This window comes from Corynebacterium incognita (assembly GCF_014217255.1).
GTDB lineage: Bacteria > Actinomycetota > Actinomycetes > Mycobacteriales > Mycobacteriaceae > Corynebacterium > Corynebacterium incognitum.
Window position 1 is genome coordinate 112036 of the sequence record NZ_CP059404.1, and the last position, 26987, is coordinate 139022.

Consider the following 26987-nt stretch of genomic DNA (forward strand, 5'->3'; position numbering starts at 1 on the left):
ACAATCACACTGCCAGTTGTCACTAGACTGGGCGGGGTACATGACAGACCGTTTTGTAGATGTAAGGAATCGCTGCAGTGACGAACCCGCAATTGCCCGAAGATCTAGCCGCCAAGACTGTTCGCCGTTACCCCGCGGACTGGGCCGAGGAGGACCAGAAGGCCATCGACACCGTCCGTGTATTGGCTGCTGATGCAGTGCAACACTGCGGCTCCGGTCATCCGGGCACGGCCATGTCACTGGCCCCTTTGGCGTACACCCTCTACCAAAAGGTCCTCAACCACAATCCTGCTGATGTTGCCTGGGCAGGACGGGATCGCTTCGTACTGTCCGTCGGTCACTCCTCTCTGACTCAGTACATCCAGCTGTTCCTGGGTGGCTTTGGCCTAGAGATGGAAGACTTGAAGGCGCTCCGCACCTGGGGTTCGAAGACTCCCGGCCACCCAGAGGTGCACCACACCCGCGGCGTTGAAATCACCACCGGTCCGCTGGGTCAGGGCTTGGCATCGTCCGTAGGCATGGCCATGGCTGCCCGCCGTGAGCGCGGCATGTTCGACCCCGCGGCGCCAGCCGGCGAGTCCCCCTTCGATCACTTCATCTACGTCATCGCCTCCGACGGCGACGTCCAGGAAGGTGTGACCGCTGAGGCAAGCTCGCTCGCTGGTACGCAGCAGCTGGGCAACCTCATCGTCTTCTGGGACGACAACAAGATTTCCATCGAAGACAACACCGACATCGCGTTTACTGAGGACGTCGCCGCGCGCTACGAGGCCTACGGCTGGCAGGTGCTGACCGTCGAGTCCGGCGAGGACACCGTAGCGATTCTCGACGCCGTGGACAAGGCCAAGGCCGAGACCTCCAAGCCGTCCTTCATTCGCGTGAAGACCGTCATCGGCTACCCCGCGCCGAACAAGATGAACACCGGCGCCTCCCACGGCGCCGCTTTGGGCGACGATGAAGTCGCCGCAGTCAAGGAGATCCTCGGCTTCGATCCGGCACAGTCCTTCCACATGGACGATGATGTTCTGGCACACACCCGCACACTCGTCGAGCGCGGCCAGGCCGCACAGTCCGCTTGGCAGGAGCGTTTCGACGCCTGGGCAGCCAACAACCCAGACGCCAAGGCGCTGTTCGATCGCGTGCACGCTCGTGAGCTTCCGCAAGACTTCGGCGCCGAACTGCCCTCCTGGGACGCCGACCCCAAGGGCGTCGCCACGCGCAAGGCCTCCGAGGCCGCTATTCAGGCTCTCGCGGCTAAGCTCCCGGAGATGTGGGGTGGCTCGGCCGACCTCGCAGGTTCCAACAACACCGTCATCAAGGGTGCGGATTCCTTCGGCCCGGTGTCCATCTCCACCGACGCCTGGAACGCCACCCCTTACGGTCGCAACCTTCACTTCGGCATCCGTGAGCACGCGATGTCCGCCATCCTGAACGGCATCGCGCTGCACGGCCCCACCCGCCCATATGCGGGCACCTTCCTCATCTTCTCTGAGTACATGTACCCCGCCGTCCGCCTAGGCGCCCTCATGTCCACGGACACCTACTACGTGTGGACGCACGACTCCATCGGCTTGGGCGAGGACGGCCCGACACACCAGCCGGTAGAAACCCTCACCGCACTGCGTGCCATCCCTAACTTGTCAGTCATCCGTCCCGCGGACGCCAACGAGACCGCGCAGGCGTGGGCCGCGGCCCTGGAAGCACCTGCCGCACCGAAGGGCCTGTGCCTGACACGGCAGAACGTCCCGGTGCTCGAAGGCACCAAGGACAAAGCCCACGACGGCGTGCGCCGCGGCGCCTACGTCCTCGTGGAGGCATCCAAGGACACCCCAGACGTTATCCTTCTAGGCTCCGGCTCCGAGGTGCAGTTGGCAGTCGCAGCCGCAGAACGTCTCGAGTCTGAGGGCATCGCTACCCGTGTGGTGTCGGCTCCGTGCCTGGAGTGGTTCGAGGACCAAGACGCGGACTACCGCGAGTCCGTGTTGCCTGCCTCCGTGCGCGCCCGCGTATCCGTAGAAGCCGGCCTGGCTATGCCGTGGTTGAAGTACACCGGCACCTTCGGCCGCAACGTCTCCCTCGAGCACTACGGCGCCTCCGCCCCGGCAGAGGAGCTTTTCGATAAGTTTGGCATCACCTCCGACGCCGTCTATGAGGCCGCCCGCGCCAGCCTGTCCACCGTCAACAACTCCAACGCCTAAAGGAGCACTCAACGTGTCCCACATCGACGAACTACTGCACATCGGCACCTCCACCTGGCTGGATGATCTATCCCGCGAACGCTTGGATTCAGGCAACGTCGAGGAGCTGATCCGCACGAAATCCATCCAGGGCGTGACCACGAACCCCGCCATCTTCGCAGCAGCGATGACTAAGGGTAACGCCTATGACGAGGCTATCGCGACCTTGAAGAACGCCGGCGCGGACTTCGACTCCGCGGTGTACTCCATGGCCATCGAGGACGTGCAGCGCGCCTGTGACGCCTTCCTCCCGGTGTATGAAGCCAGCGGCGGCAAGGACGGCCGCGTCTCCCTCGAAGTGGATCCGCGCATCTCGGAAGATCGCGATGCGACCTTGGCCCAGGCCAAGGAACTGTGGGAGCGCGTGGATCGCCCGAATGCGATGATCAAGATTCCCGCCGTAGGCAACTCCCTACCCGCCATTGCTGACGCGCTCGCGGCCGGCATCAGCGTCAATGTCACGCTCATCTTCTCCGTTGAGCGTTACGCCCAGGTCATCGAGGCCTTCAAGGACGGCATTACGCGTGCGGAGAACCCCGGTGACGTGCATTCTGTGGCATCCTTCTTCGTCTCCCGCGTGGACTCCGAGATCGACAAGCGCCTCAACGCAATCGGCACTGGCGCTGCCCTGTCGCTCAAGGGCAAGGCGGGCATCGCCAACGCGCGCCTAGCCTATGAGCTGTTCCAGAAAACCGAGTTCCCGGCGGGCTCGAACCCGCAGCGCCCGCTGTGGGCGTCGACGTCAGTCAAGAATCCCGAGTACCCCGCCACCATGTACGTCACCGAGCTGGCGGGACCGAACACGGTCAACACCATGCCGGAGGCGACCATCGACGCCACGTTGGCGGAGGGTGGCCTGCACGGCGACACGCTGTCCGGGACCGGCGACGCCGCACGCCAGGTTTTCGCCGACCTGGAGGCCGTGGGCGTCGACACCGCGGACGTGTTCGCGGTGTTGGAGAAAGAGGGCGTCGATAAGTTCGTCGCCGCGTGGGGCGACCTCCTCTCCTCCGTGGAATCCCGATTGGCATAAGATAGTTGCGCACACCTGACACGACGTGTTCGAAAGGACTAATACAAAGGTGACTACCCCGCAAGCGTGGGTCAACCCGCTACGTGACAAAACAGATAAAAGGTTGCCCCGCATCGCGGGACCGTCCGGTATGGTCATTTTCGGCGTGACCGGCGATCTTGCGCGTAAGAAGCTTCTCCCGGCCATTTACGACCTGGCCAATCGCGGCGTCCTGCCCGCCGGCTTCACCCTGGTGGGCTATGGGCGTCGTGACTGGGACAAGCAGCAGTTCTGCGACTACGTCCACGAGGCAGTCGTGGCTGGCGCCCGTACCGAGTTCCGCGAACACGTCTGGCAGCACCTCATCAAAGGCATCGAGTTCGTGTCGGGTGCCTTCGACGACGCCGGCTTTGATCGCCTGTCCCAGCGCCTCATCGACATCGACTCCGAACGCGGCACCGGTGGCAACTGGGCCTACTACCTCTCGGTCCCGCCAGACTATTTCTCCGACATCTGCCACCAGCTGGAACGCGTGGGCATGGCCGACAGCCGCCAGGACGCGTGGCGCCGCGTCATCATTGAAAAGCCTTTCGGTCACGATCAAGAGTCCGCGCGCAAGCTCAACGAAATCGTCAACGCGGTCTTCCCCGAGGAATCGGTCTTCCGCATCGACCACTACCTGGGCAAGGAAACCGTGCAGAACATCCTGGCCCTGCGTTTTTCAAACCAACTCTTCGAGCCGTTGTGGAACGCGCGCTACATTGACCACGTGCAGATCACCATGGCCGAGGACATTGGCCTGGGTGGTCGCGCCGGCTACTACGACGGCATTGGCGCTGCCCGCGACGTCATCCAGAACCACTTGTTGCAGTTGCTCGCACTCGTGGCCATGGAGGAACCGGTGTCGTTTGAGCCCCACGAGCTCCAGGTGGAAAAGATTAAAGTGCTCCGCGCCACCACGGCGCAGTTCCCACTCAGCAAGACCACGGCCCGCGGCCAGTACACCGCCGGCTGGCAGGGTTCGGAGCGGGTGCGCGGCTTGCGCGAGGAAGACGGCTTCGACCCCAATTCCACGACCGAGACTTACGCGGCCTGCACCCTGGAAATTAACTCCCGTCGGTGGGCGGGCGTGCCCTTCTACCTGCGCACGGGCAAGCGCTTGGGCCGCCGCGTGACTGAAATTGCACTCGTGTTTAAGGACGCCCCGCACCAGCCCTTCGGCGCCGGGCAGACCGCGGTGTTGGGCAAGAACGCCGTGGTGATCCGTATTCAGCCTGACGAGGGCGTCCTCATGCGCTTCGGTTCCAAAGTTCCTGGCTCCACGATGGAGGTCCGGGACGTCAACATGGACTTCTCCTATTCCGAGGCCTTCACCGAGGAATCCCCAGAAGCCTACGAGCGCCTTATCCTCGACGCCTTGCTCGACGAATCCAGCCTCTTCCCCACTAATGACGAGGTGGAGCTGTCCTGGGCCATTCTCGACCCCATCCTGGAGTATTGGGCTGGTGCAGGTGAGCCTGATTCTTACCCGTCTGGCAGCTGGGGTCCAGAGTCCGCTGACCGCATGCTCCGCCGCAATGGGCACACCTGGCGCCGACCTTAGGAGTTACACACGATGATTATTGATCTCCCCCAGACCAGCACTCGTGAGCTGGGAAAGAAGCTAGTCGAGGCCCAGGAGCATTACACGCTGACCACGGGCCGAGTATTGACGCTCATCACCATGGCCTATGCCACCGACGATCTTGATGCGTTATTGACCGCGGTCCGCGACGCCTCCCACGAGCACCCGTCCCGCGTCATCGTCATTGTCGACGACAAGGAAGCGGCTGCCGGTGAAGAAAACTCTCTTGACGCTCAACTGCGCGTCGGTGGCGAAGCGGGCGCCTCAGAGATCGTCGTCATGCACTTGCACGGCGACCTCGCGCACCACGCCGATTCCGTCGTGACTCCCCTCCTACTGCCCGACACCCCCATCGTCGCCTGGTGGCCCACGGACTGCCCCGAGCGCCCTTCGGAGCACCCCATCGGTGCCCTTGCCCAACGCCGCATCACGAACGTCGCCCACCGCCACCGCGGCCGCGACTTGGACTCCCTGTCCGCTGGCTACCTCCCGGGTGACTCCGACATGATGTGGGCCTTCATCACGCCCTGGCGCGGTGTGGTCGCGTCGGCCTTGGACCGCCACCCCCACGAGCCTGTGGAGTCGGTCACTATCGAGGGGCCGAAGCAGTCCTCGGCGGTCGACATCGCCGCCGGCTGGCTCGCGGACCGGCTCGGGGTCCCCGTGCGCCGCACATACTCCACCGACGACAACCCCGATTGGTTCCCCATCCGGCACTTGGCGCTGCACCGCGCGACGTGCCCGGTCACCATCGACGTCGTGGACCAGTTCACCCTGAAGATCACTGTCCCCGGCACCCCGGAGTCACTGGTCGCGTTGTCCTCGCGTTCGACGGCCGAGACTATTTCAGAGGAACTCCGCCACCTAGATGCCGACGCTACCTATGCGCACGCTCTCCGTGCACTAAGCCAAATCACCTACGACTAAGGAGCATCCCACCGTGGTTACCGTTTCCCGCTACCCTGATCTTGCCCACCTGCTTGACGACGCCGCCGCGAACTTCGCCTCTGTGATCGCAGACCGGGAGGCCCACGTGGTACTCACTGGCGGGGGCGCGGGCATCGGGGTGCTAGAAAAACTCCGTGACATGGACCTGGATTGGTCGCGTGTTCACGTCTACTTTGGCGACGAGCGCAACGTATCCGTGGACCACGAAGACTCCAACGAGGGCCAAGCGCGACGCGCGCTCCTCGACCACGTCAACATCCCTGCGGACAACATCCACGGCTACGGGCTTGGCGACGGCCGCGATATGGACGAGGCCGCCCGCACTTACGCCTCCATCCTCCCAGAACGCTTCGACCTCCACCTGCTGGGGATGGGCGGCGAGGGACACATCAATTCCCTTTTCCCCCACACCGCGGCGTTGCTGGAAGATACCGCGAAGGTCGTCGCGGTGTCGGACTCCCCCAAGCCGCCCGCTGAGCGCGTCACGTTGACGTTGCCGGCCGTGCACTCGGCAGACCGTGTCTGGCTGTTGGTCGCCGGCGCTGAGAAGGTCGAGGCCGCAGAAAAGGTAATGGCGGGCGCAGACTGGAAAGCCTGGCCCGCCGCCGGCGCACAGGGCCGGGAAGAAACGGTGTTGTACTACGCCGCGTAAGCCTGAATCAGGTTGAGCGCCACGATGCAGGCGACCCAGATGATAACCATGACCACGGTGTAGCGGTCCAAGTTCTTCTCCACCACGGTGGAGCCGGACAGGTTGGACTGCACGCCGCCGCCGAAAAGGCTGGACAGGCCGCCGCCCTTGCCTTTGTGCAGGAGCACAAACACGGTCATAAGAAGAGCCGCGATGACAAGGATGATCTGCAGGGTCAAGGTCATGGTTTACTTCGTTCCTTGGAGTTGGGTAGTCAATCTTCTCGTCGAGTTTACACGACGACGTACGCTAAGCGTTAAACGGCGCGGCTGCCGCGACAAGCTTCGCAAATTCCTCGCCCTTGAGCGAGGCGCCGCCTACGAGGCCGCCGTCGACGTCCTTCTGTTGCAGCAGCTCAGCGATGGTATCGACCTTCACCGATCCGCCGTAAAGGATCCGGACGTCGTCGTTGCCAATTTCCTGGCGAATGGCTGCGCACACTTCCTGTGCGTCCGCCGCCGACGCGACCTTGCCGGTGCCGATGGCCCACACGGGTTCATAAGCGATGACAGTGTTTGCAATCTGTTCAGCGCTCAGGCCAGCGAGGGACTCGCGGGTCTGCTGCACCACGTACGCGACGTGCTCGCCCGCTTCGCGGACCTCAAGCGGCTCACCCACACAGACGATGGGCGTGATGCCCACGGCATGCGCCGCGGCGGCCTTCTTGGCCACAGTCTCGTTGGTCTCGCCGTGGTACTGGCGGCGCTCGGAGTGGCCGACGACCGCCCACTGGCAGCCGAGCTTAGCCAGCATCTTGCCCGAAATCTCCCCGGTGTAGGCGCCGGACTCGTGCTCGGAGATGTCCTGCGCGCCGTAGGTGACCTGAAGCTTGTCGCCCTCGACGAGGGTCTGCACGGAGCGAATATCGGTGAACGGCACCATGAAGGCGACGTCGACCTTGTCGTAGTACTCCTTGGGCAGGGAGAACACAAACTTCTGGAGCGCGCCGATGGCCTCGAGGTGGTCGAGGTTCATCTTCCAGTTGCCGGCAATAAGTGGGGTGCGAGGCACGATAACCACTGTTCCTTTCTTCTTGCTTAGTTGAGTACGGAAACGCCCGGCAGTTCCTTGCCCTCGAGGTACTCGAGGGACGCGCCGCCGCCAGTGGAGATGTGGCTGAAGCCGTCCTCGTCCAGGCCGAGTGCACGGACGGAGGCGGCGGAGTCACCGCCGCCCACCACGGTGAAGGCGCCGTTGGACGTGGCATCAATGATGGCCTGAGCCACGCCCGCGGTGCCCTTGGCGTAGGCCTCCTGCTCGAAGACACCCATTGGTCCGTTCCAGAAGATGGTCTTGGCAGATGCGAGAACCTCGGAGAACTTCTTCACGGATTCCGGTCCGATGTCGGTAGACAGCCAGCCCTCCGGGATGCCGTCGAGGCCGACGGTCTCCATCTCCGCCTGGGAGGAGTCGAAGTTGCTGGTGGCCAGCAGGTCGACGGGCAGCACGATCTTGTCGCCGAAGCGCTCGAGCAGGGACTTGCAGTTGTCGATTTGATCTTCCTGCAGCAGTGAGTTCTGGGTGTTGTAGCCCTGCGCTGCCAGCAGCGTGTAGCACATACCGCCGCCGATGATAATCTTGTCGGCCTTCTCCGCGAGGGCCTCGATGACGCCCAGCTTGTCGGACACCTTGGCACCGCCGAGTACGACGACGTATGGGTGCTCCGGGGTTTCAGCGATCTTGGACAGGACCTCGAGTTCCTTGTCCACCAGCTTGCCCGCGTAGGCCGGCAGACGCTTGGCTACGTCGTAGACGGAGGCCTGGGCGCGGTGCACCACGCCGAAGCCGTCGGAGACAAACGCACCGTTATCGGCAGCTAGTGCTACCAGCTCGTCAGCGAATGCACCGCGCTCGGCCTCGTCCTTGGAGGTCTCGCGGGCGTCGAAACGCACGTTCTCCAGCAACATGACATCACCATCGTTGAGGCCGTTCGCGCGCTCGTGAGCGTCCTCGCCAGTCACGTCCTGCGCCAGTGCCACGTACTGATCCAATGCCTCTGACAGTGCTTCCGCTACGGGAGCCAGGGAGAACTTCGGGTTGACCTCGCCCTTCGGGCGGCCCAGGTGGGCGCTGAGGATGACCTTTGCGCCGCCGTCGACAAGCGCCTTGATCGTGGGCAGGGAGGCATTAATCCGGCCCGGGTCAGTGATGTTGCCGTCCTCATCGAGGGGAACGTTGAAATCAGAGCGAACCAGGACGTGGCGGGAAGCCACGCCTTCCGCGAGCAGGTCATCCAGAGTCTTCTTGGCCATGGCGAATCCTTTTCTGTGACTAGGTGAAGAGATGAAATGGTCCTACTTAAAAAGATAGCGCAGCGGCTGAAACCGCTGCGCGTATCGGGGGTAACTGTCCTTTACAGGGCGTTGGCGACCTTGGTGGTCATGCGGAGCAGCTGAGAAGTGTAGCCCCACTCGTTGTCGTACCAGCCGAGAACCTTCACCAGGTTGCCGCCGGTCACCTTGGTCACGCCGGCGTCGAAAATGCAGCCGTGGGAGTCGGTCACGATGTCGGTGGAGACGATCGGATCCTCGGTGTAAGCCAGGGTCTCGCCGAACTCGCCGGTCGCAGCTTCCTTGATGGCGGCGTTGATCTCCTCGGCGGTCACGTCGCGGGATGCCTGGAACACCAGGTCGGTGCAGGAACCGGTGATGGTCGGCACACGCAGCGCGTTGCCGTCTAGCTTGCCCTCAAGCTGCGGAAGAACCAGGGACACGGCCTTGGCTGCACCGGTAGAGGTCGGAACGATGTTCACTGCTGCGGCGCGGGCACGACGCATGTCGCGGTGCGGGGCGTCGTGCAGGCGCTGGTCGCCGGTGTAAGCGTGGACGGTGGTCATGAGGCCACGCTCAATGCCGAACTTCTCGTCCAGCACCTTGGCCATCGGGGCCAGGCAGTTGGTGGTGCAGGATGCGGCGGAGATGATGTTGTGGTTAGCCGGGTCGTAGTCGTCGGAGTTCACGCCGTACACGAAGGTGGCGTCCACGTCCTTGCCCGGAGCGGAGATGATGACCTTCTTGGCGCCGGCGTCGATGTGCGCCTGACAGTCAGCAGAGGATTTGAACTTGCCGGTGGACTCAATGACGATGTCCACGTTGTCCGCAGCCCAGTCGATCTTGGCCGGGTCAGCTTCGGCGTGGGCGGAGAAAGTCTTGTCGCCGACGGTGATGGACTTGTCGTCGAAGGTAACGTCCTCGTCCAGCTTGCCCAGGATGGAGTCATATTTGAGCAAGGTTGCCAACGTCTCGTTGTCGGTCAGGTCGTTAACGGCCACGATCTCGAGGTCCGCGTCCGACTGCATGACGGCGCGGTAGAAGTTGCGGCCGATACGGCCAAAGCCATTGATACCAATTCGAGTAGTCACTGGGGTCTCCTAAAGTCTTGTTAATCCAGTTCAAAGCCAAGGAAATTGACTTGACTCTCGCCATCGTACTCAGAGTTCCCGCACCCTGCATGGGGTGAACTATACGCAGGTAAAAGTCCTACTCTTCCCCGAATAATTCTTCCGATACTGCCTGATTAGTGTCCGGAATGCCCAGTTCCTCGGCGCGCCTATCGGCCATTGACAGCAGGCGGCGGATGCGACCGGCGACGGCGTCCTTCGTCATCTGCGGGTCCGCGAGGCGTCCGAGCTCTTCCAGGGAAGCCTGACGGTGCTTAACTCGCAGCTGCCCGGCCTCTGCCAGATGCTCCGGTACGTCGTCACCCAAGATCTCCATGGCACGTTCTACGCGCGCCGCCGCGGTCACCGCGGCGCGTGCAGAACGCCGCAGGTTCGCGTCGTCGAAATTAGCCAAACGGTTGGCCGAGGCACGCACCTCGCGGCGCTTCCGCTTATCGTCCCACTCCAGACGGGTCACCTGCGCGCCCATGCGTGTTAGGAGCGCACCGATGGAGTCACCATCGCGCACGACAACGCGATCGGCGCCGCGAGTTTCCTTGGTCTTCGCGGAGATATTCAGTCGACGCGCACAGCCCACTAGCGCCAGTGCTGCTTCTTGGCGCGGGCACACGATTTCTAGCGCTGAGGACCGGCCCGGTTCGGTGAGCGATCCCCCAGCCAGGAATGCCCCGCGCCAGGCGGCCTCATTGTCGGCGATGGAACCGGAGATCACTTGAGGCGGCAAGCCCACCACCGGATGACCGGAGCGCGTGACCAAACCGAGGCGACGCATTAGCTCTTTTGTGCCGTTTCCGATCCGGACTTGCACTCGGGCGTTGTTGTGAGCGCCCACCATGTGCATGCTTGATTTCACGTCGTAAAGGTCTTCCAACGTATCCATGAGGCGCTGCGCGACAGCACGGCTATCCACCTCGACTTCGTAGGCTATGGAGTCCCCGGTGGCCTGGAGCTCGCCTGCGAAACGCAACAACGCCGCTGCCTCCGCAGCGCGCGCGGATTGCCGCGTGATAGTCGTTGCGGCCAGCTCTTCTTTGACCTTGTCCGTCAGCGCCACAGCGTGGGATCCTTCCTTATCGTCCGGGTACAGCTCGTCTATTCTAATCGTCTACTGTGCATGCATTGCCATGAGTGCGCGCGCCAGCTTATCTGGCTCGTGGCGAGCGATGATCCGGCCATCGTCGGAAAGCGCTGAGACCTGCTCGTACACTGCTTCAGCACCAAAGGCATCTGCCGCGCGTTGCAGGTGTTCGCGGTTGGCACGTACCGGAACAGTGCCCTCTTCAACCAAGACTTTATCCACCCGGAGATCCGGAGCATGCTGCGCGAGCACGTGAAGGTGTCGCTCCGCGGAAAATCCAGAGGTCTCCCCCGGCTCCGCCGACAGATTAAGGATGACCACGCGCTGCGCGCTCGCCGCGCTAATCGCTTCGACGATCTCGGGAACCAACACGTGCGGGAGGACTGACGAAAACCAGGAGCCCGGGCCCAATGTAATCATGTCTGCCTCCGCGATCGCCTGCAAGGCGTTGGCGTTCGCAGCCGGTTCCTCCGGGAGGATACGTACGCGCCGTACTTCGCCCGGCGTGGAGGCAACGGCAACCTGGCCCCGAACCGGCCGCAACAATCGCGGGTCGTCGTCAAGCCCGGCGACATCTGCCTCGATCTCTAGTTGCTGCATCACCACCGGGAGCACCCGGCCATGGGAGCGGGTCAGGTCCGCGACAGCATCCAGCGCCTGCTGCTCATCGCCCAAGACCCCCGCCAGGCCGGCGATGAGCAGGTTGCCCACCGCGTGACCAGCGAGTGCGCCGTTTCCACCAAACCGATGCTGGAGAGTCTTCGCCCACAGCTGGGCGTCGTCCTCATCGCGCGCCAGCGCAGCCAGTGCCATGCGGAGGTCCCCTGGGGGAATCATCTGCAGCTCGCGGCGCAAGCGCCCTGAGGAACCGCCGTCATCCGCCACGGTCACAATGGCCGTGATGCCGTCGGGCGTCATCTGGCGCGCCGCCCGTAGAGTTTGGTACAGACCGTGCCCGCCGCCGAGGCAAGCGATCTTCATTGCACCTTGTTCCATCCCACGTTCCTTGCTTGAATTGCTGACTTTTTCTCCACCATGCCCTCAGCTCGGCACGCCACAGTCCTATCGCGTCCGCGGCCGCAGTGTTACACCACGGCGCGGGTCAAGGCAGTGCCGGCCTGCGAAGCGACCTATTCTCGGTTGATATCCCGGTGCAACACGTTAACTTCTACCTTGCCGGTTTCTCGGAGGCGGCGGCCTAATTCTTCGGCGATCGCGACGGAACGGTGGTGCCCGCCCGTACAACCCACGCCGACGGTAATGAAGTCTTTGCCCTCGTGGCGGTACCCGGCGAGCATCGTGTCCAGCATCTCTACGAAGCGATCGATAAACGCCCCGGCAGCGGGTACGGACAACACGTAGTCCGACACTGGCTTATCGACGCCCCGGTATCCCCGCAGCTCCGGTACCCAATACGGGTTCGGGAGGAAGCGCATGTCCAACACGAGGTCGGCGTCACGCGGGCTGCCGTGTTTGAAGCCGAAGGACTCGATGGTCACGTGAGGTACATCCTTGTTCATTGAGCCGAACGACGCCTCGATCACGCGCCGCAGGTCGTGGACGGAGAGATTCGTCGTGTCGATGATGATATCGGCACGCTCGCGTACCTCCGCCACGGCTTCGCGCTCGCGCTCGATCCCGTCCTTGAGCGTGTCTCCCTCCTGCAGAGGGTGGGTGCGGCGCACAGAATCAAAGCGCTTAATGAGGACCGAGTCGCGCGCGTCCATGAACAACACCACGGGCTCCATGCCGTGGCCCTCGAGCTCCTTGATGGTCTCGATGAGGCTTCCCGGGAACATGCGCGCACGTACGTCGGTGACCACGGCGAGTTTAGACACTGGCGAGTCCGCTCGGGTGCACAACTCCACAAGCTCCACGATGATTTCCGGAGGGAGATTCTGAGCAACGTAGAATCCCTTGTCCTCGAAAACCTTCGCGGCCGTGCTCAGGCCACCGCCGGACATTCCCGTTATCAGAATGGGAGCCGTGTCTAATTCTTTCATGGCGCCAGCTTACCGCGAATTGCCTTTGAGATGGGACGCTATCGCTTCGGCCAATTTTGGGCCGATGCCTTTGACTTCCATGATGTCCTCCACGCTGGCTGCGCGCAGCTTCTTCACGGAGCCAAAGTGCTTGACCAAATCCGTGCGCCGGCGCGCGCCCAGCCCCGGGACGTCGTCGAGCGCGGAGGCACGCATGGACTTCGAGCGTTGCTGGCGGTGATAAGTGATGGCGAAGCGGTGCGCCTCGTCGCGGATCTGCTGCAGCAGGTACAGCGCCTGGGAGTTACGCGGAAGGATGACGGGCTCGTCGTCACCGGGGATCCACAGTTCCTCAAGGCGCTTAGCCATACCCACCAGCGTCACGTCCACGATGCCCAATTCATCAAAGACTGCTTGCGCCGCGGCGACCTGCGGCGCGCCGCCGTCGACCACGAAGAGCTGCGGCGGGTACGCCAATTTTGCGGGCTGCGCGCCAGAGGGCTCTTCGTCCCCGAAAATGGACTCCTCTAGCTCCTCGTCCGGCACTGCACGCCTGTCCTCGTGATGGCGTTTAAACCGCCGTCGGGGGACCTCCGCGATGGAGCCCACGTCGTCGGAGCGACCATCGCCTGCCGCTTCCTTAATCCGGTAGCGGCGATAGTCGGACTTCTTCGGGAGACCGTCCTCGAAAACTACGAGCGAGGCCACCACGTTCGTGCCCTGGATATGGGAGATGTCCGTGCACTCGATGCGCAACGGGGGTGTCTCCATTCCGAGGGCTTCCTGGATGTCCTGCAGCGCTGCGGAGCGTGCGGTGATGTCGCCGACGCGTTTGAGCTTGTGCTGTCGCAGCGCATCCTTGGCGTTCTTCTGCACCGTCTCCATGAGTGCCCGTTTGTCGCCTCGCTGTGGCACGCGAATATCCACCGCGGCGCCGCGCAAGTCGCTGATGACGCGCGCGATGTCGGCACGCTCCTTGGGTTCGACCTGCACCAGGATGTCCCGGGGGATCACCTTGATGGCACGGCGCTCGTGGGCCTGCTTATCGACGCCCCGGCGCTCCAGCGCAGCATCCTCCGCGACCTCCTGCTCCGCGCGCTCCGCGGCCTCGGAATAAAACTGCACGAGGAAGTCCTGGAACTGCTCCTCAAGCGATGACTCCCCCGCCTTCTCCACTACCCAGCCCCGCTGGCCGCGGATACGGCCGTCGCGCACGTGGAAGACCTGGACTGAGGCCTCGAGCTCGTCATCGACCATTGCGATAACGTCGGCGTCCGTGCCGTCGGTAAAGACGACCGACTGCTGCTCCATGACTTTCTCAATGGCGCCCACATCATCGCGCAGCCGGGCCGCACGTTCGAAGTCAAGACTTTCCGCAGCCTGTTCCATCTCCTTGCGCAGCTGCCGGGTCACCGACGCGGTGTTTCCCGACATAAACGAAACGAAGTCACGAACGATGTCGCGATGTTCCTCCTCCGACACCCGTCCAATACACGGCGCGGAACACTTGTCGATGTAGCCCAGCAGGCACGGGCGTCCCAGGGCCTCGTGCCGGTTGTACACGCCCTTGGAACACGTGCGGATCGGGAATACCCGGGTGAGCAGGTCGAGGGTCTCGCGCACCGCCCACGCATGGGAATATGGACCGAAATAGCGCACGTTCTTGCGCCGCGGTCCACGGTAGAAATACGCCCGCGGGATCCGCTCGCCCACGGAGACCGCCAACATGGGATACGACTTGTCGTCCCGGTATTTAACGTTGAAACGAGGATCGAAGCGTTTGATCCACGTGTACTCCAGCTGGAGGGCTTCGACCTCGCTGGCCACCACAGTCCACTCCACGCTGGCAGCAGTTTGCACCATGGTGCGCGTGCGTGGGTGCAGCTGCGTGAGGTCCTGAAAATAATTGGACAATCGCGCGCGCAAGTTCTTTGCTTTGCCCACGTAGATGACGCGGCGGGATTCATCGCGGAATTTATAGACGCCCGGCTCCGTGGGGATGGTGCCGGGCGCCGGGCGGTAGCTTGCTGGATCTGCCATGGCGAACTGCTGGTGCTAATCCTCTGGCATGTATTGGGCTTCGAGCTCGCGGAAACGCTGCACGGAGTCCACGATGGTGGCCTTGTCACCTGACTGCATGGCCCAAATCGGGACGTATTCGAACTCGGGCAGCTCCAGACGCGCCATGCGGGAGCCCTCGGGGAACGACAGGCCATAGATGACAACCCACGGGTAGAACCGAGTACCGATCATGTTGCGGATCTCCACACCATCCGCGTTGGCGCGCAGGCGGGGACGGGTCAACAAAATCCACACAAGGACGGAGATGATGACGCCAAGAATCGGGAAGGACCACTTATCAATCGCCGTGACGGTCGCACCGGTGTATTCGATATCCAGCACTGCGCCCATGAAGATGTGGACGGGGATGATGATGCACACCGCGATGATGGCGACCTTGCGCAGGAAGGAGGACTTGAGCTCCATGTCCCACGGTTTAGTGGTGGTCTGCGCGAAAGGATCGGCGACGGTGTACGCCGTTAGTTCCTCATCGCTAAGACGGCGGGAACCGGTGTTATTGTCCATAGCCATTATCTTTACCCCTCCATGAGCTGGTTAGTCCAATGGCGCCCCACCGCGCGCAGAGACAGGCAAGTGTGCAGGGCGGCCACCATGGCTTCGGCGCCCTTATCCTCCACAGCTCCTTCACCGCCAGCCCGCTCCACTGCCTGTGCGTGCTCGTTAACGGTGAGGACTCCGTTGGCTACCGGCGTCTCCTCGTCCAAAGCGACGCGAGTCAACCCCTGCGTTACTGAATCGCAAACGTAGTCGAAGTGCGGGGTGCCACCACGGATGACGCAGCCCAGCGCCACCACGGCGTCGAACTGCTTGGCTGCGGCCTGCGCGACGACGGGCAGTTCTAGCGCACCAACAACACGAAACTCCGCCACGTGCGCGCCCAGTTCTTTGCCCTTGGCGACGGCGCGGGCATGCAGCTCGTCACAGATCTCCGGGTTCCAGCTGGCGGTGACCACCGCGACGCTTAACCCCTGGGCATCAATGCTGCCGATGGTGGGCAGGCCTTCTTTGCTCATGTCTTCCTCTGTCTATTCACTAGTGGAGTGCGCCGCGTCCCACGTCGCAACCTCGGGCAACTCGTGCCCCATGCGGTCGCGCTTGGTGCGCAGGTAGGCAATGTTATCACTGTTGGGTTCTACAGCCAGGTGGATATTCTCTCCTACCCCAAAGCCGTAGTCATCAAGACCGTGTCCCTTGGTCGGGTTATTCGTCATGAGACGGATGGACGCTACGCCCAGGTCGTTGAGGATCTGACCCGCGACCGAGTACTCCCGGGCGTCGGCAGGCAGCCCCTGCTCCAGGTTGGCGTCGACGGTATCGAGCCCCTCGTCCTGCAGGCGGTACGCGGCCAGCTTGTGAAGCAGGCCGATGCCGCGGCCTTCGTGGCCGCGCAGATAGATGATAATCGCGGGGCCTTCCTCCTGGGACTTCTGCATGGCCAGCTCCAGCTGTTCTCCGCAATCGCAACGGCGGGAGCCAAAGACATCACCGGTCAAGCACTCAGAGTGGACTCGGACGTGAACGTTCTCCGTGCCGCGCAATGCGGCCACGTTGGAAGCGTCGCCGGCCACCAGGGCCACGTGCTCCTGACCGTCTACCGCGCTGCGGTAGCCGATCGCGGTAAACAGGCCATGCTTGGTAGGCAGCCGCGTTTCGGTGACTCGCTCCACCTGACGCTCATGAAGGCGCCGGTACGCGATGAGTTGCTCGATGGAGATCATCTTGAGCCCGTGCGCATCGGCGAAGCGACGCAATTCAGGTGAACGGGCCATGTCGGTGGGATCCTCTTCAGAGACGATCTCACACAAGACACCAACGGGACGCAGTCCAGCAAGACGTGCCAAGTCGACCGCGGCCTCGGTGTGACCATCGCGCTCCAGCACGCCGTTCGGGCGAGCCGCCAGCGGCACAACGTGACCGGGTCGGGTGAAGTCCCCCGGGGTGGAGTCCGGGTTGGCCAGACGCCGAATAGTCTCCGCGCGCGAGGTCGCGGAAATGCCAGTGGTTCCGGTGTTGGCATCGACGGTGACCGCATAGGCGGTACCGCGGGCGTCCTCGTTGCGAGCCACCATGGGCGGCAAGTTCAGTCGGTCAAGCACCTCACGCCCCATGGAGGTACAGATATACCCGGAGCTATAGCGCACCATGAAAGCCACCAGCTCGGGCGTGGCTTTGTCTGCTGCGAAGATGAGATCGCCTTCGTTTTCCCGGCTCTCGTCATCAATCACGACTACTGCTTCGCCGGCGGCGATGGCGGCGATGGCATCCTCGACAGAATCGAGACGGATACCTTCATCGGGAAACGGTTGCGCTGTCATGTGCTATAACCTTAGTCCCTTAGCTCTCGGTGCTTGGCGTGGGCTGGGATCCCAACAATTTCTCCGCGTATTTAGCCATGACGTCCACCTCAATGTTCACGGCGTCGCCGAGCTCCAACTGCCCTAAAATGGTCTCTGCCAAGGTGGTCGGAATGAGTGACACCTCAAACCACTCAGCACCCAATGCGGAGACGGTCAGGGAGGTTCCACTCACCGCGATGGACCCCTTCTCCACCACGTAGCGCGCCAGTTCCGGTGGCAAGCTAAACCGCAGGACGTCCCAGTGCTCCGAATGCTCGCGGCGCAGGAGCTCGGCGACGCCGTCGACATGTCCTTGCACAATATGACCGCCGAAGCGCGCGGTGGCCAACATGGCGCGCTCGAGATTGACCGGGGAGCCGACGCCCAACTCGCCAAGCGCTGAACGATTCAACGATTCCTGCATGACATCGGCAGCGAAGCCTTCGTCTTCGGGGACGAGTTCAGCCACGGTAAGACACACACCGTTGACGCAAATGGAGTCACCTAAAGACGCATCCGAGGTTACTAACGGCCCCGCCACGGTCAAGCGCAAGGAGTCGCCCAAAGGCTCCATCCTCACAACACTGCCTACTTCTTCCACCAAACCGGTAAACACAGTCGCCTACAGCCTTCTTCTCCTCGCATACAACGAGGCTCGATCGCTTCTTCTATCTTTATTGAGAACTATATTGCCCGGGAAGCAATCCACATTGCTTGCTTGCCTGATTGCCTGGGTGCTCTGTGTTTCAAGCGCTCTCCGCCGCGGAGTATTCCACGAGCACATCATCGCCCAAGAGCACCACGTGCTCCTGCTGAAACCGCGGAGCGTCAGCTAAAGTATGCGTCACCGGATGAGCAAGCACTTTCTGCCCGGCACCCAGCAGCATCGGGGCAATATACACCTGGAGAGAATCGACAAAGCCCTGATTCAACATCGCGCTCGACAGGCCCGCTCCTCCCTCGACCAAGACGTCGCGCGCACCGTCAGACCACAGCTCATCCAGCGCTTGAGAGATAGAACCGTACTGGATAAATCCCAGCTTTTCTAGGTTCGATCCCGGAGGTAAAGAGCGAGACCCAATGACGACGCGACGCGGCTGATGTGGGAAGAGCGACCCGTCGAAAGTACGGGCTGTTAGTCGCGGATCATCTGCCAACGCTGTTCCTGTGCCGACGATGATCGCGTCCCGGCGAGCCCGATCTTCGTGGACGTATTCCCGTGCGGACTCACCGGTGATCCATTTGCTGGTGCCATCTGCGGCAGCGATATAGCCGTCCAGGGTCTGTGCGAACTTAACGGTCACGTGTGGTCGTCCCAGTTGGATCGCTGCCAACCACGGGCGCAGCGCGTCAGACAGGTGGCCTGCTTGCTCCGGAACCGCGCCGTGGAGGTGGACAATGTCGATTCCCGCTGCGCGCAATACCTCAGCTCCACCGGCTGCGATGGGGTTCGGGTCAGAATGCAACACCACAACGCGCGCCACACCAGCGTTGATGAGAGCTTGGGTGCATGGGCCAGTGTGGCCGGTGTGGTTGCACGGCTCCAGCGTGACCGCCACGGTAGCGCCTTGTGCACGCTCGCCCGCCGCACGCAGGGCCGAGACCTCGGCGTGGTCACCGCCTACCGGCGCAGTGGCTCCCTCGCCGACGATGGTGCCGTCGGAGGTATACACCACGGCGCCCACGGGAGGGTTAGGGCTCGTTTGACCTCGCACGCTGTCGCCGAGCTCCATAGCGCGGGTTATCGCCGCGGCGCCAACAACGTCCTGCTCATGAACGGTCATCTATTCCCCTTACTGCTGACCCTGCGACTGCGCGGCAGCGGCAAGGGAACGCAGGCGGTCGATGTAGGCGGCCTTGTCTTCTTGCTTGAAAACGGCGGATCCAGCCACAAACGCGTCGCAGCCCGCCGCGGCGGCATCAGCGATGGTGTCGGCAGAAATGCCGCCATCGATTTCGATCACGGTGCTGTGCTGCCCCGCATCAATCGCGGCACGCAGGGTCTTTACTTTCTCCAGCATCTCCGGCATAAAGGACTGCCCGCCGAAGCCTGGCTCCACACTCATGACCAGCAACAGGTCGACTTCGCCCAGGATGTCGAGGTATTCTTCGACGCTCGTCGCGGGCTTTACGCTAATGCCGGCGCGCACCCCAAGGCCCCGCAGTGTCCGGCACAACGCCACTACCGCATCTTTGTCGGCTACTGCCTCGACGTGGAAGATCACGCAGTCAGCTCCCGCCTCTACGTAGCGCTCCACCCACTTCTCCGGCTCCTCAATCATGAGGTGGACGTCCAACTCCAGGTCAGTAACGCGCTTAATGGTGGCCGTCACGTCCGGTCCGAAGGAAAGGTTGGGCACAAAATGCCCGTCCATGATGTCCACGTGCAGCCAGTCTCCGCCGGCCACCGCTGCGACCTCTTTACCAAGCTGAGAGAAGTCCGCAGCAAGCACTGAGGGCGCGATAATCGGGCTGGACGGAGCGGGGGAAACGGTCATGTCTGTCATGCCTCGATCCTACTAGGGTTCTAGTGTGCGTTGTCGGGGTTTCCGGCGCCGCCGTTCTTACGCAGCACGGAGAAGAACATCGCGTCCGTACCGTGGCGGTGCGGCCACATCTGCACGCTCTTGTGCTGTCCGACGTCCCCCATGTCCGGGATGGTCTCCCGTGCGTCCAGTTCGGTAACGTCCAGCTCCCGCAGCGCGCGTTCCACGATGTCACGCGTCTCCCGCACATCCGGCGAGCACGTGGAATAGACCACCACGCCGCCAGGCCGCACGAGGTTAATGGCCGAGCTCAAGAGCTCGTATTGCAACGCGCTGAGCTCGACAATGTCGCCTTCTTTTTTGCGCCACCGCGCCTCGGGACGGCGTCGCAGTGCGCCGAGGCCGGAGCATGGGGCGTCGACAAGCACGCGGTCGAAACCAGGCTGTAATCCCGGCGTCCGACCGTCGGCCTCGTGGACCTTGACCGGAAGTCCGTCAACTACCCGACGAATCAACTCCGCGCGGTGTGCGGAGACCTCGACCGCGTCGACCGTGGCGCCGTCGATGCGCGCGAGGGCCCCCAGCAGCGCTGCCTTGCCGCCGGGGCCCGCACACAGGTCGAGCCACCGCCCGCCATCGCTGCCCTCCAACGGTGCTTCGGTTACCGCGCGTGCGATGAGCTGGGATCCTTCGTCCTGGACGCCGGCCAATCCCTGGCGAACTGGGTCCAGAGCAGCCGGGTCCCCAGACTCCAGGTACACCGCGTAGGGCGAATAGCGACCTTCCTCGGCGCCGATCATCAGGGCCAGCTCCTCAGCCGAGAGCTCACCCGGGCGCGCTACAAGATGCACAATGGGGCGCGCGGAGTCTGCCGCGAGCGCTGCTTCAAGTTCTGCCGTAGCCACTGCGGCTTCGTCGGATTCCGCAGCGTCAGTCTTGAGGCCGAGGGCACGGGCGAAGCTTTCCGCCACCCACCGCGGATGGGATTGTTCGAAGGCCAGCTGCCCAACCTTGTCTTCTCCGCCCGGCCGCAGTTGCGCGATCCAGTCTTTTGGCTGCTTGCGAGTTATCGAGCGCATGATCGCGTTAGCGAATCCCTTAGCGCCGGTGTGGCCCGCGGCTTCCACCAGCCGCACGGTCGTGTCCACCGCTGCGTGGTCCTCCACCCGGGTAAACAACACCTGGTAAGCGCCCAGGCGCAGTGCGCTGAGCACCTCCGGCGACATCTCTTCCAACGCGCGCGAGGAGCACTCGGCGATGACAGCGTCCACCAAACCTTCGTTGCGCAGAGCGCCATACGTCAGCTCGGTGGCAAAAGCGGCGTCGCGCCCCTCTACCCGATGCTGGCGAAGGGCTTTAGGCAACACTAGGTTGGCAAAGGCATCGTCTTGGTTGACGCGCTGTAGCGTCTCGTAGGCGACAAGGCGGGGCTTGTCGACGCCCAGCTGGGTCCCGGCGCCCACAATTCCCGCGGTGTCGCGTCGCTGGCGGCGGGGACGCTGCGGGGCGCGCTTATCGTTGGCCTGCGCGGGGCGCTTGCGCCCATCCGGGGTGCGTTTGGGTTCACTGCCGCCCTTGTTGGAGCGTGAACGGAATCCACCTGCCATGTCCTAGAACCTCATTTCTTTCTGGCGTTCGCCCAAGCCGCGGGCCCAATCCACCGCATCCATCATTTTCTTTCCCGGCGGCTGAATGGTGCCAAGGCGCACCGGGGTGGTCGCAGTACCCACGAACACCGCGTTTTTAGCAAAGTGCAACTCGCCCGGCGCCAGGTGGGGAACATCGTCGGCATACTCCACTGCGACTGGCCCCACCTTGAAGCGCTGCTGACCGGCCACGGTCCACGCGCCGGGCCCCGGGGTGTGGGCGCGGATATGCCGATCAATGGCCGCGGCGGGGTGTGACCACGTGATCTCGGCGTCTGCGGTCGTGATCTTTGCTGCGTGGGTCGGCTCGCCCTGCTGTGGCTGCGGCTGCAGCGCCCCCGCGGCGAGTCCGTCCATGGTGGTCACCAAGAGATCGCCACCGGAATAGGCCAGGCGGGTGAGCAAATCATCGGCGGTGTCCGTGGCGCGAATCTCCTCAGTGACTGTGCCGAGGATGTCCCCGGTGTCTAGCCCCTCGTCGATACGGAAGGTAGTGGCACCGGTGATGTCGTCTCCGTGCGCAATCGCCGCCTGGACCGGCGCCGCCCCGCGCCACTGTGGCAACAGGGAAAAGTGCAGATTCACCCAACCGTGCTCGGGGAGATCCAGCAGATCCGCCGGAACCAAATTGCCGTAAGCCACCACAGGGATCGCCTGCGGCGCCACGTCCTTGAGCCGGGCGCGGGTAGCATCTCCGTCCTCGGTACCGGCCTTCAGCGTGCTCGGAGTGAGCACTTCAATCCCGTGTTCAGTTGCGAGCGCTTTCACTGGGCTCGGGTGGAGACTCCGGCCGCGGCCCTTGCGGGCGTCTGGCCGTGTCAGAACAGCAACTACTTCGTGCTCGGAAGCCAATAGCTTCTCCAAGGCCACTACTGCTACTTCAGGGGTACCGGCAAAGACTAAACGCATACGCACAACTTTAGCCCACGTGCTTCGGGTCAACCTGGATGCGTAGCGGCAGTTCGTCGCGGCTCGCGGTACGCAGCGCGGCCGCGGCGCGCAGTGCGGCTCCCAGTTGGCCGCGCGGCCCCAGCGGGGTGCGCACGAGGATGCGCTGCGGGCGTCCAAAGGCTTGGACGTCGTACTCGCCAGGGAGCTTCTCCCCCGCCGGGAGATCGACGGGGCCAAGGATTTCCGCTCCGTCGGGAAGCTCCACCTGCTCCATAAAGGCGTCGATGGACTTTTCCGGCCCATCCACCGCCGCCATGTTCACCGCAGGAGGGAATCCCACCTCGCGCCGCGCCGCCAATTCGGCCGCAGCCGCGCCAGGCATGTCCCACCTAATCAGCGATTGCACCACCGGTGCCGCGGCATCCGCCACCACGGTTACCTCACCACCGTCATCCGCTGACCGCACCAAGGCCACCACCTTGGCCCACTTCGCGAGAGTGTCCTCCATCGCCCGGAGATCCGCCCGGCTCATGAGCGCCCAGGTATCCAGCATGACCGCCGCGCCATATCCCGCGTCGTCTTCTACCCGCGGCTCGGCCCCTGGCGTGGACACCACGATGGCCGCCTTGTTCGCCACGGTCTCGACAACCTTCGTGCCGCCAGATGTCACTACCGGCGCCGGGGCGAAGGCGCGCCCTAACTCTTCTGCCGTACGTTCGCTGCCTAACACCACTGCGCGCAACCGAGAGCTACCGCACTCCCCGCACACGAATTTTGGCTCCGGACGCCCGCACCAGCCGCACGTCGGCAGCGCCGCCTGCCCCTCACCGGCGGGCAGGCCCAGAGGACCATTGCACTTGCGGCAGCGCGCAGGGGCACGGCACGTCCCGCAAGCAAGCGTGGGCACATAGCCTTTCCGAGGGACCTGAATCAATACTGGTGAGCCCGCAGTCAACGCACGCTTAATGGACAGATAGGCCTGCGTCGGAATGCGGGCATAACGCGCGTGGGGGTCTCGTTCCTGTTCGAAGTCAGAATCCGCCGTTGCACGAATCAGCGGAGACTGGCGGCGCACTACCTCGCGCGGCGCCTGAAGGCTATGGAGCCAGCCCGACTCCACCAACAACTGAGTTTCTGCGGTCCGTGTATACCCGCCAATGATGAGCGAGCTTTTCTCTTGCGCGGCGCGCGTCGTGAGCACCTCGCGGGCGTGGACATAGGGAGCGCGGGGATCGACGAGATTATCGTCGTGGTCAAATAGAACTGCGGCCAGCCGGAGCTTATGTACCGGTGCGAAGGCAGCGCTCCTGGTACCAATGACGATCCGAGCCTGCCCCTTGGCCACCGCAAGGTAGCGCCGGTATCGCGCCTGTGGCCCCAAACCCGCGGTGAGGACCACGACCTGCTTAGCGCCCACCACCTCGCGCAATGCTTGCTCCAGCATGCTGACTAGGCGCTGATCGGGAAGAACGATAACCACCCCGCCGCCCTGCATGGCGGTCTTGGCGGCGAGCGCAGCCACGGTGTGCGGCCACGGCTCCCCCGGCGCCATGTGCCACGCGGCGCGAGCGACCTGTCCCCCGAGCACCGCGTCGACGAAAGACTCACCGTGCACATAGTTCAGCCACTCAGACAGATCTGGCTCCTCGACGGTGCCAAGTTCCTCCCACGGCGTCGAAAAATCCGCCTCTTCCGCCTTGGCGTGGCGCGCCGGAATGGCGGTGCGGATGATGTCCGAGCGCACTCCGCCGTAGCGGGTGGCCAGGGATTCCACTAAAGCGCGAGTCTGCGCTGGAAACACCAGCTCGGGAGAAATAACGCGTTCGGCATAGCGCAGCGTGCCGGCGTAGTCGGCTTCGCCGCGGCGTTCGAGCACCACGGCGTCGACAAGCCTGCCGTGAAAACGCACGCGCACCCGAACCCCGGGGACGCAATCATCGGCTAAATCTTCACTGACTAGGTAGTCAAAACCCCGGTCCAGGTGCGGCAAGCCCAGCAACGGCAGCACACGCGCGACCGGCTGGGATGAGGCTTTCTGGCGGGGTGGCATGGTCGCGTATTTTACACGCCTGCGGCAGCTCGCAGCTCCTCCACCCGGTTGGTGGCTTCCCACGGGAGGTCAAGGTCATTACGTCCGAAATGACCGTAGGCCGCCGTCTGCCGGTAGATGGGCCGCAAGAGGTCGAGGTCCTTGATGATGGCGCCGGGGCGCAGATCGAATACCTCAGACACCGCGGCTTGAATGTCGGAATCATTGAGGCCGTGCTGGGCGGTGTCGAAAGTCTCCACGTACAGCCCGACAGGCTTGGCACGACCGATGGCGTACGCCACTTGGACCTCCGCGCGGCGTGCCAGCCCTGCGGCCACGATGTTCTTAGCCACCCAGCGCATGGCATACGCAGCGGAGCGGTCCACCTTGCTGGGATCCTTACCGGAGAAGGCGCCGCCGCCGTGGCGTGCCATGCCGCCGTAGGTGTCCACGATAATCTTCCGACCGGTCAAACCAGCATCACCCATAGGACCGCCCAGAATAAACGAGCCGGACGGGTTCACCAGCAGCGAGTAGCCATTCTCCACGAAGCGCTCGAGTCCAGCCTCGGCGATAACGAAATCAATAACGTGGGTCTTCATCTGCTCGTAGAGCCAGTCCCGGGTGACCTCAGGGTCGTGCTGGGTGGACACGACGACGGTGTCCAGGTGCGAAGGCTGGTCATCATCGCCGTAGGCAAAGGTCACCTGAGTCTTGCCGTCTGGTCGCAGGTGCGGCACGATACCTTCCTTGCGCACCTGCGCCAGGCGGCGGGACAGGCGATGCGCCAGTGCGATGGGCAGCGGCATAAGCTCTGGCGTCTCGTCGGTGGCGTAACCGAACATGAGGCCCTGGTCTCCGGCGCCAGCTTGGTCGGCTTCGTCCGTCGACTCCTCGTCGCGGACCTCAGTGGCTACATCGACGCCGTGGCCGATCTCCGGGGACTGCTCGCCGATGGCCACGTTGACGCCACAGGTACGGCCGTCGAAGCCAACGTCGGAGGACACGAAGCCAATTTCGGTCAGGGTATCGCGAACCAGCTGTGGAATCTCCACGTAGGCACTGGTGCGCACCTCACCCACCACGTGGACCTGACCGGTAGTCACCAAGGTCTCTACTGCGACGCGCGCTGCGGGGTCCGCTTCGAGGAGCGCATCGAGGATGGTGTCTGAAATGGCGTCGCAAATTTTATCCGGGTGGCCCTCGGTTACGGACTCGGATGTGAACAGGCGGGCGCGGGAAACGTCGGCCGACGTCGAAACGGCGGCGCTAGGAGTTATCTCATTCATCGAGACACAACTGTAGACTAAGTTGTCTATTACTGCAAATGTGCCACCACCGCATCCACGATCTGCGCGGACACGACATGCTTACTGCCGGAGTGGACCACCTGCGGCTCCTCCCCGCGCCGCAACAGCCACCCCGCATTGTCTAATTGACCGAATACCTTGCCTTCGCCCACCTCGTTGGCCATGAGCAGGTCACAGCCCTTGCGCTCGAACTTCGCCTGCGCATATTCCAAAGCAGAAGTATCGGCATCCCCCGTCTCCGCCGCGAACCCGACGATGACGCACCCAGCCGGAACCTCGCCGGCATCCCGGCGTTTGACCAGCGATGCCAAAATATCGGGGTTTTCAACCAACTCCACGGACGCCAAGGCAGCGTCGTCGTTGCCCTTCTTCATTTTGAAAGCGGCCTCGTTGGCCGGTCGGAAGTCAGCGACCGCCGCGGCCATGATGACCACGTCGGCGTCCTTAGCTTCCTGGTTCATGACGGCCTCCATCTCTCGTGTGGTAACCACGTCCACGACCCGCGCCCCGGCGGGCAGCGGCAGCGCCACATGGTTGCCAGCCACCAGTACCACATCCGCGCCGCGTTGCGCCGCGATCTCCGCCAGCGCATAACCCTGGCGCCCAGAAGAACGGTTGCCCAAGTAGCGCACGGGATCCAACGGCTCCTGGGTGCCGCCTGCGCTAATAACTACCTTCTTGCCGGCGAGGTCCAGGGGGAAGGAATAGCCCGCCATGCGGGTGCGCACGACGTCGACGATCTGTTCGGTATCTGGCAGACGCCCGGGCCCGGAGTCCTTGCCCGTCAATCGCCCGTGCGCGGGCTCGATGACGGTGATACCGCGGGAGCGCAGCACCTGCACGTTGGCCTGCACAGCTGGATTGTTCCACATCTCAGTGTGCATGGCGGGCACCACAATGACGGGGCACGTGGCCACGAGCACGGTGGCGGTGAGCAAGTCATTGGCATGCCCACCCGCGATGCGCGCCACAACATCTGCGGTGGCCGGGGCGATGACCACGGCATCGGCTTCCTGCCCCACTCGCACATGACGCACCTCATCAACGTCACTGAACACCGAGGTGGACACCCGGTTCCCGGACAGCGCCTCAAAGGTCGCGGCCCCCACGAAGCGCAGGGCCGACTCGGTAGGCACCACGGTCACCTCGTCTCCTGCTTCTTTGAATGAACGCACGATATGGCACGCCTTATACGCCGCAATACCGCCGGCTACGCCCACCACAATGTTCATCAG

The 26987-nt window shown here is 63.3% G+C and carries 24 protein-coding genes; 5 read left to right on the forward strand and 19 right to left on the reverse strand.

Features of this window, described 5'->3' with window-relative positions; translation table 11 throughout:
• Positions 1-77 precede the first annotated feature (77 nt).
• Genes tkt through pgl form a run of 5 tightly spaced genes read left to right on the forward strand, consistent with a single transcriptional unit; the run spans position 78 to position 6473 of the window.
• Entirely contained in the window at positions 78-2198 is a 2121-nt protein-coding gene (tkt, locus tag H0194_RS00550) for a transketolase (protein WP_246388950.1), read from the forward strand.
• Positions 2199-2211: 13 nt separating this feature from the next.
• Positions 2212-3270, forward strand: coding sequence for a transaldolase (tal, locus tag H0194_RS00555; protein WP_185175975.1), 1059 nt, complete (start codon positions 2212-2214; stop codon positions 3268-3270).
• A gap of 49 nt (positions 3271-3319) precedes the next feature.
• Entirely contained in the window at positions 3320-4852 is a 1533-nt protein-coding gene (zwf, locus tag H0194_RS00560; RefSeq protein ID WP_185175976.1) for a glucose-6-phosphate dehydrogenase, read from the forward strand.
• Positions 4853-4864: 12 nt separating this feature from the next.
• Positions 4865-5800, forward strand: a complete 936-nt coding sequence (locus H0194_RS00565; RefSeq protein WP_185175977.1) for a glucose-6-phosphate dehydrogenase assembly protein OpcA — start codon at positions 4865-4867, stop codon at positions 5798-5800.
• Between the two features lie 13 nt (positions 5801-5813).
• The gene (gene pgl / locus H0194_RS00570) at positions 5814-6473 is read left to right on the forward strand and encodes a 6-phosphogluconolactonase (protein ID WP_185175978.1); all 660 of its coding nucleotides are present in this window, start codon (positions 5814-5816) and stop codon (positions 6471-6473) included.
• Here the strand turns inward: pgl and secG are convergent.
• The 19 genes from secG to coaBC all read right to left on the reverse strand — a co-directional run bounded on the left by secG (position 6461) and on the right by coaBC (position 26984).
• Positions 6461-6697, reverse strand: a complete 237-nt coding sequence (gene secG, locus H0194_RS00575) for a preprotein translocase subunit SecG (RefSeq protein WP_185175979.1) — start codon at positions 6695-6697, stop codon at positions 6461-6463. The two genes, pgl and secG, sit on opposite strands and share 13 nt — an antisense overlap.
• Positions 6698-6761: 64 nt before the next feature.
• On the reverse strand, positions 6762-7523 hold the full coding sequence (tpiA, locus tag H0194_RS00580; protein WP_185175980.1) for a triose-phosphate isomerase: 762 nt from the start codon (positions 7521-7523) through the stop codon (positions 6762-6764).
• Positions 7524-7549: 26 nt separating this feature from the next.
• Positions 7550-8764, reverse strand: coding sequence for a phosphoglycerate kinase (locus H0194_RS00585; RefSeq protein ID WP_185175981.1), 1215 nt, complete (start codon positions 8762-8764; stop codon positions 7550-7552).
• Between the two features lie 101 nt (positions 8765-8865).
• Positions 8866-9873: a type I glyceraldehyde-3-phosphate dehydrogenase gene (gene gap, locus H0194_RS00590; protein ID WP_185175982.1), complete on the reverse strand. Its 1008-nt coding sequence runs from the start codon at positions 9871-9873 to the stop codon at positions 8866-8868.
• A 118-nt stretch (positions 9874-9991) separates the two neighbouring features.
• Positions 9992-10966, reverse strand: coding sequence for a DNA-binding protein WhiA (gene whiA, locus H0194_RS00595; RefSeq protein WP_246388953.1), 975 nt, complete (start codon positions 10964-10966; stop codon positions 9992-9994).
• Positions 10967-11017: 51 nt separating this feature from the next.
• Entirely contained in the window at positions 11018-11986 is a 969-nt protein-coding gene (locus H0194_RS00600; RefSeq protein ID WP_246388956.1) for a gluconeogenesis factor YvcK family protein, read from the reverse strand.
• A 134-nt stretch (positions 11987-12120) separates the two neighbouring features.
• Positions 12121-12993: an RNase adapter RapZ gene (gene rapZ / locus H0194_RS00605; RefSeq protein WP_185175983.1), complete on the reverse strand. Its 873-nt coding sequence runs from the start codon at positions 12991-12993 to the stop codon at positions 12121-12123.
• Between the two features lie 9 nt (positions 12994-13002).
• Entirely contained in the window at positions 13003-15012 is a 2010-nt protein-coding gene (gene uvrC / locus H0194_RS00610) for an excinuclease ABC subunit UvrC (protein ID WP_185175984.1), read from the reverse strand.
• Positions 15013-15027: 15 nt separating this feature from the next.
• The gene (locus tag H0194_RS00615) at positions 15028-15558 is read right to left on the reverse strand and encodes a PH domain-containing protein (RefSeq protein WP_185176786.1); all 531 of its coding nucleotides are present in this window, start codon (positions 15556-15558) and stop codon (positions 15028-15030) included.
• 11 nt (positions 15559-15569) lie between these two features.
• Positions 15570-16067, reverse strand: a complete 498-nt coding sequence (gene ribH / locus H0194_RS00620) for a 6,7-dimethyl-8-ribityllumazine synthase (protein WP_185175985.1) — start codon at positions 16065-16067, stop codon at positions 15570-15572.
• A gap of 12 nt (positions 16068-16079) precedes the next feature.
• Positions 16080-17369: a bifunctional 3,4-dihydroxy-2-butanone-4-phosphate synthase/GTP cyclohydrolase II gene (locus H0194_RS00625; protein WP_185175986.1), complete on the reverse strand. Its 1290-nt coding sequence runs from the start codon at positions 17367-17369 to the stop codon at positions 16080-16082.
• A gap of 19 nt (positions 17370-17388) precedes the next feature.
• A complete protein-coding gene (locus H0194_RS00630; protein ID WP_185175987.1) occupies positions 17389-18006 on the reverse strand; it encodes a riboflavin synthase in 618 nt (205 codons plus the stop codon).
• 130 nt (positions 18007-18136) lie between these two features.
• A complete protein-coding gene (gene ribD / locus H0194_RS00635; RefSeq protein ID WP_185175988.1) occupies positions 18137-19174 on the reverse strand; it encodes a bifunctional diaminohydroxyphosphoribosylaminopyrimidine deaminase/5-amino-6-(5-phosphoribosylamino)uracil reductase RibD in 1038 nt (345 codons plus the stop codon).
• Between the two features lie 9 nt (positions 19175-19183).
• Positions 19184-19897 (reverse strand): ribulose-phosphate 3-epimerase, encoded by a 714-nt coding sequence (gene rpe / locus H0194_RS00640; protein WP_185175989.1) that lies wholly within the window; start codon positions 19895-19897, stop codon positions 19184-19186.
• A gap of 20 nt (positions 19898-19917) precedes the next feature.
• A complete protein-coding gene (locus H0194_RS00645) occupies positions 19918-21483 on the reverse strand; it encodes an RsmB/NOP family class I SAM-dependent RNA methyltransferase (protein ID WP_185175990.1) in 1566 nt (521 codons plus the stop codon).
• Positions 21484-21486: 3 nt separating this feature from the next.
• Positions 21487-22431 (reverse strand): methionyl-tRNA formyltransferase, encoded by a 945-nt coding sequence (gene fmt, locus H0194_RS00650; RefSeq protein WP_185175991.1) that lies wholly within the window; start codon positions 22429-22431, stop codon positions 21487-21489.
• A 10-nt stretch (positions 22432-22441) separates the two neighbouring features.
• Entirely contained in the window at positions 22442-24463 is a 2022-nt protein-coding gene (locus H0194_RS00655) for a primosomal protein N' (protein WP_185175992.1), read from the reverse strand.
• A gap of 11 nt (positions 24464-24474) precedes the next feature.
• Positions 24475-25731 carry a methionine adenosyltransferase gene (gene metK, locus H0194_RS00660; protein ID WP_185175993.1) on the reverse strand — a complete coding sequence of 419 codons (1257 nt, stop codon included), beginning with the start codon at positions 25729-25731 and terminating at the stop codon, positions 24475-24477.
• Positions 25732-25760: 29 nt separating this feature from the next.
• Positions 25761-26984 (reverse strand): bifunctional phosphopantothenoylcysteine decarboxylase/phosphopantothenate--cysteine ligase CoaBC, encoded by a 1224-nt coding sequence (gene coaBC, locus H0194_RS00665; protein WP_185175994.1) that lies wholly within the window; start codon positions 26982-26984, stop codon positions 25761-25763.
• Between the last annotated feature and the right edge of the window lie 3 nt (positions 26985-26987).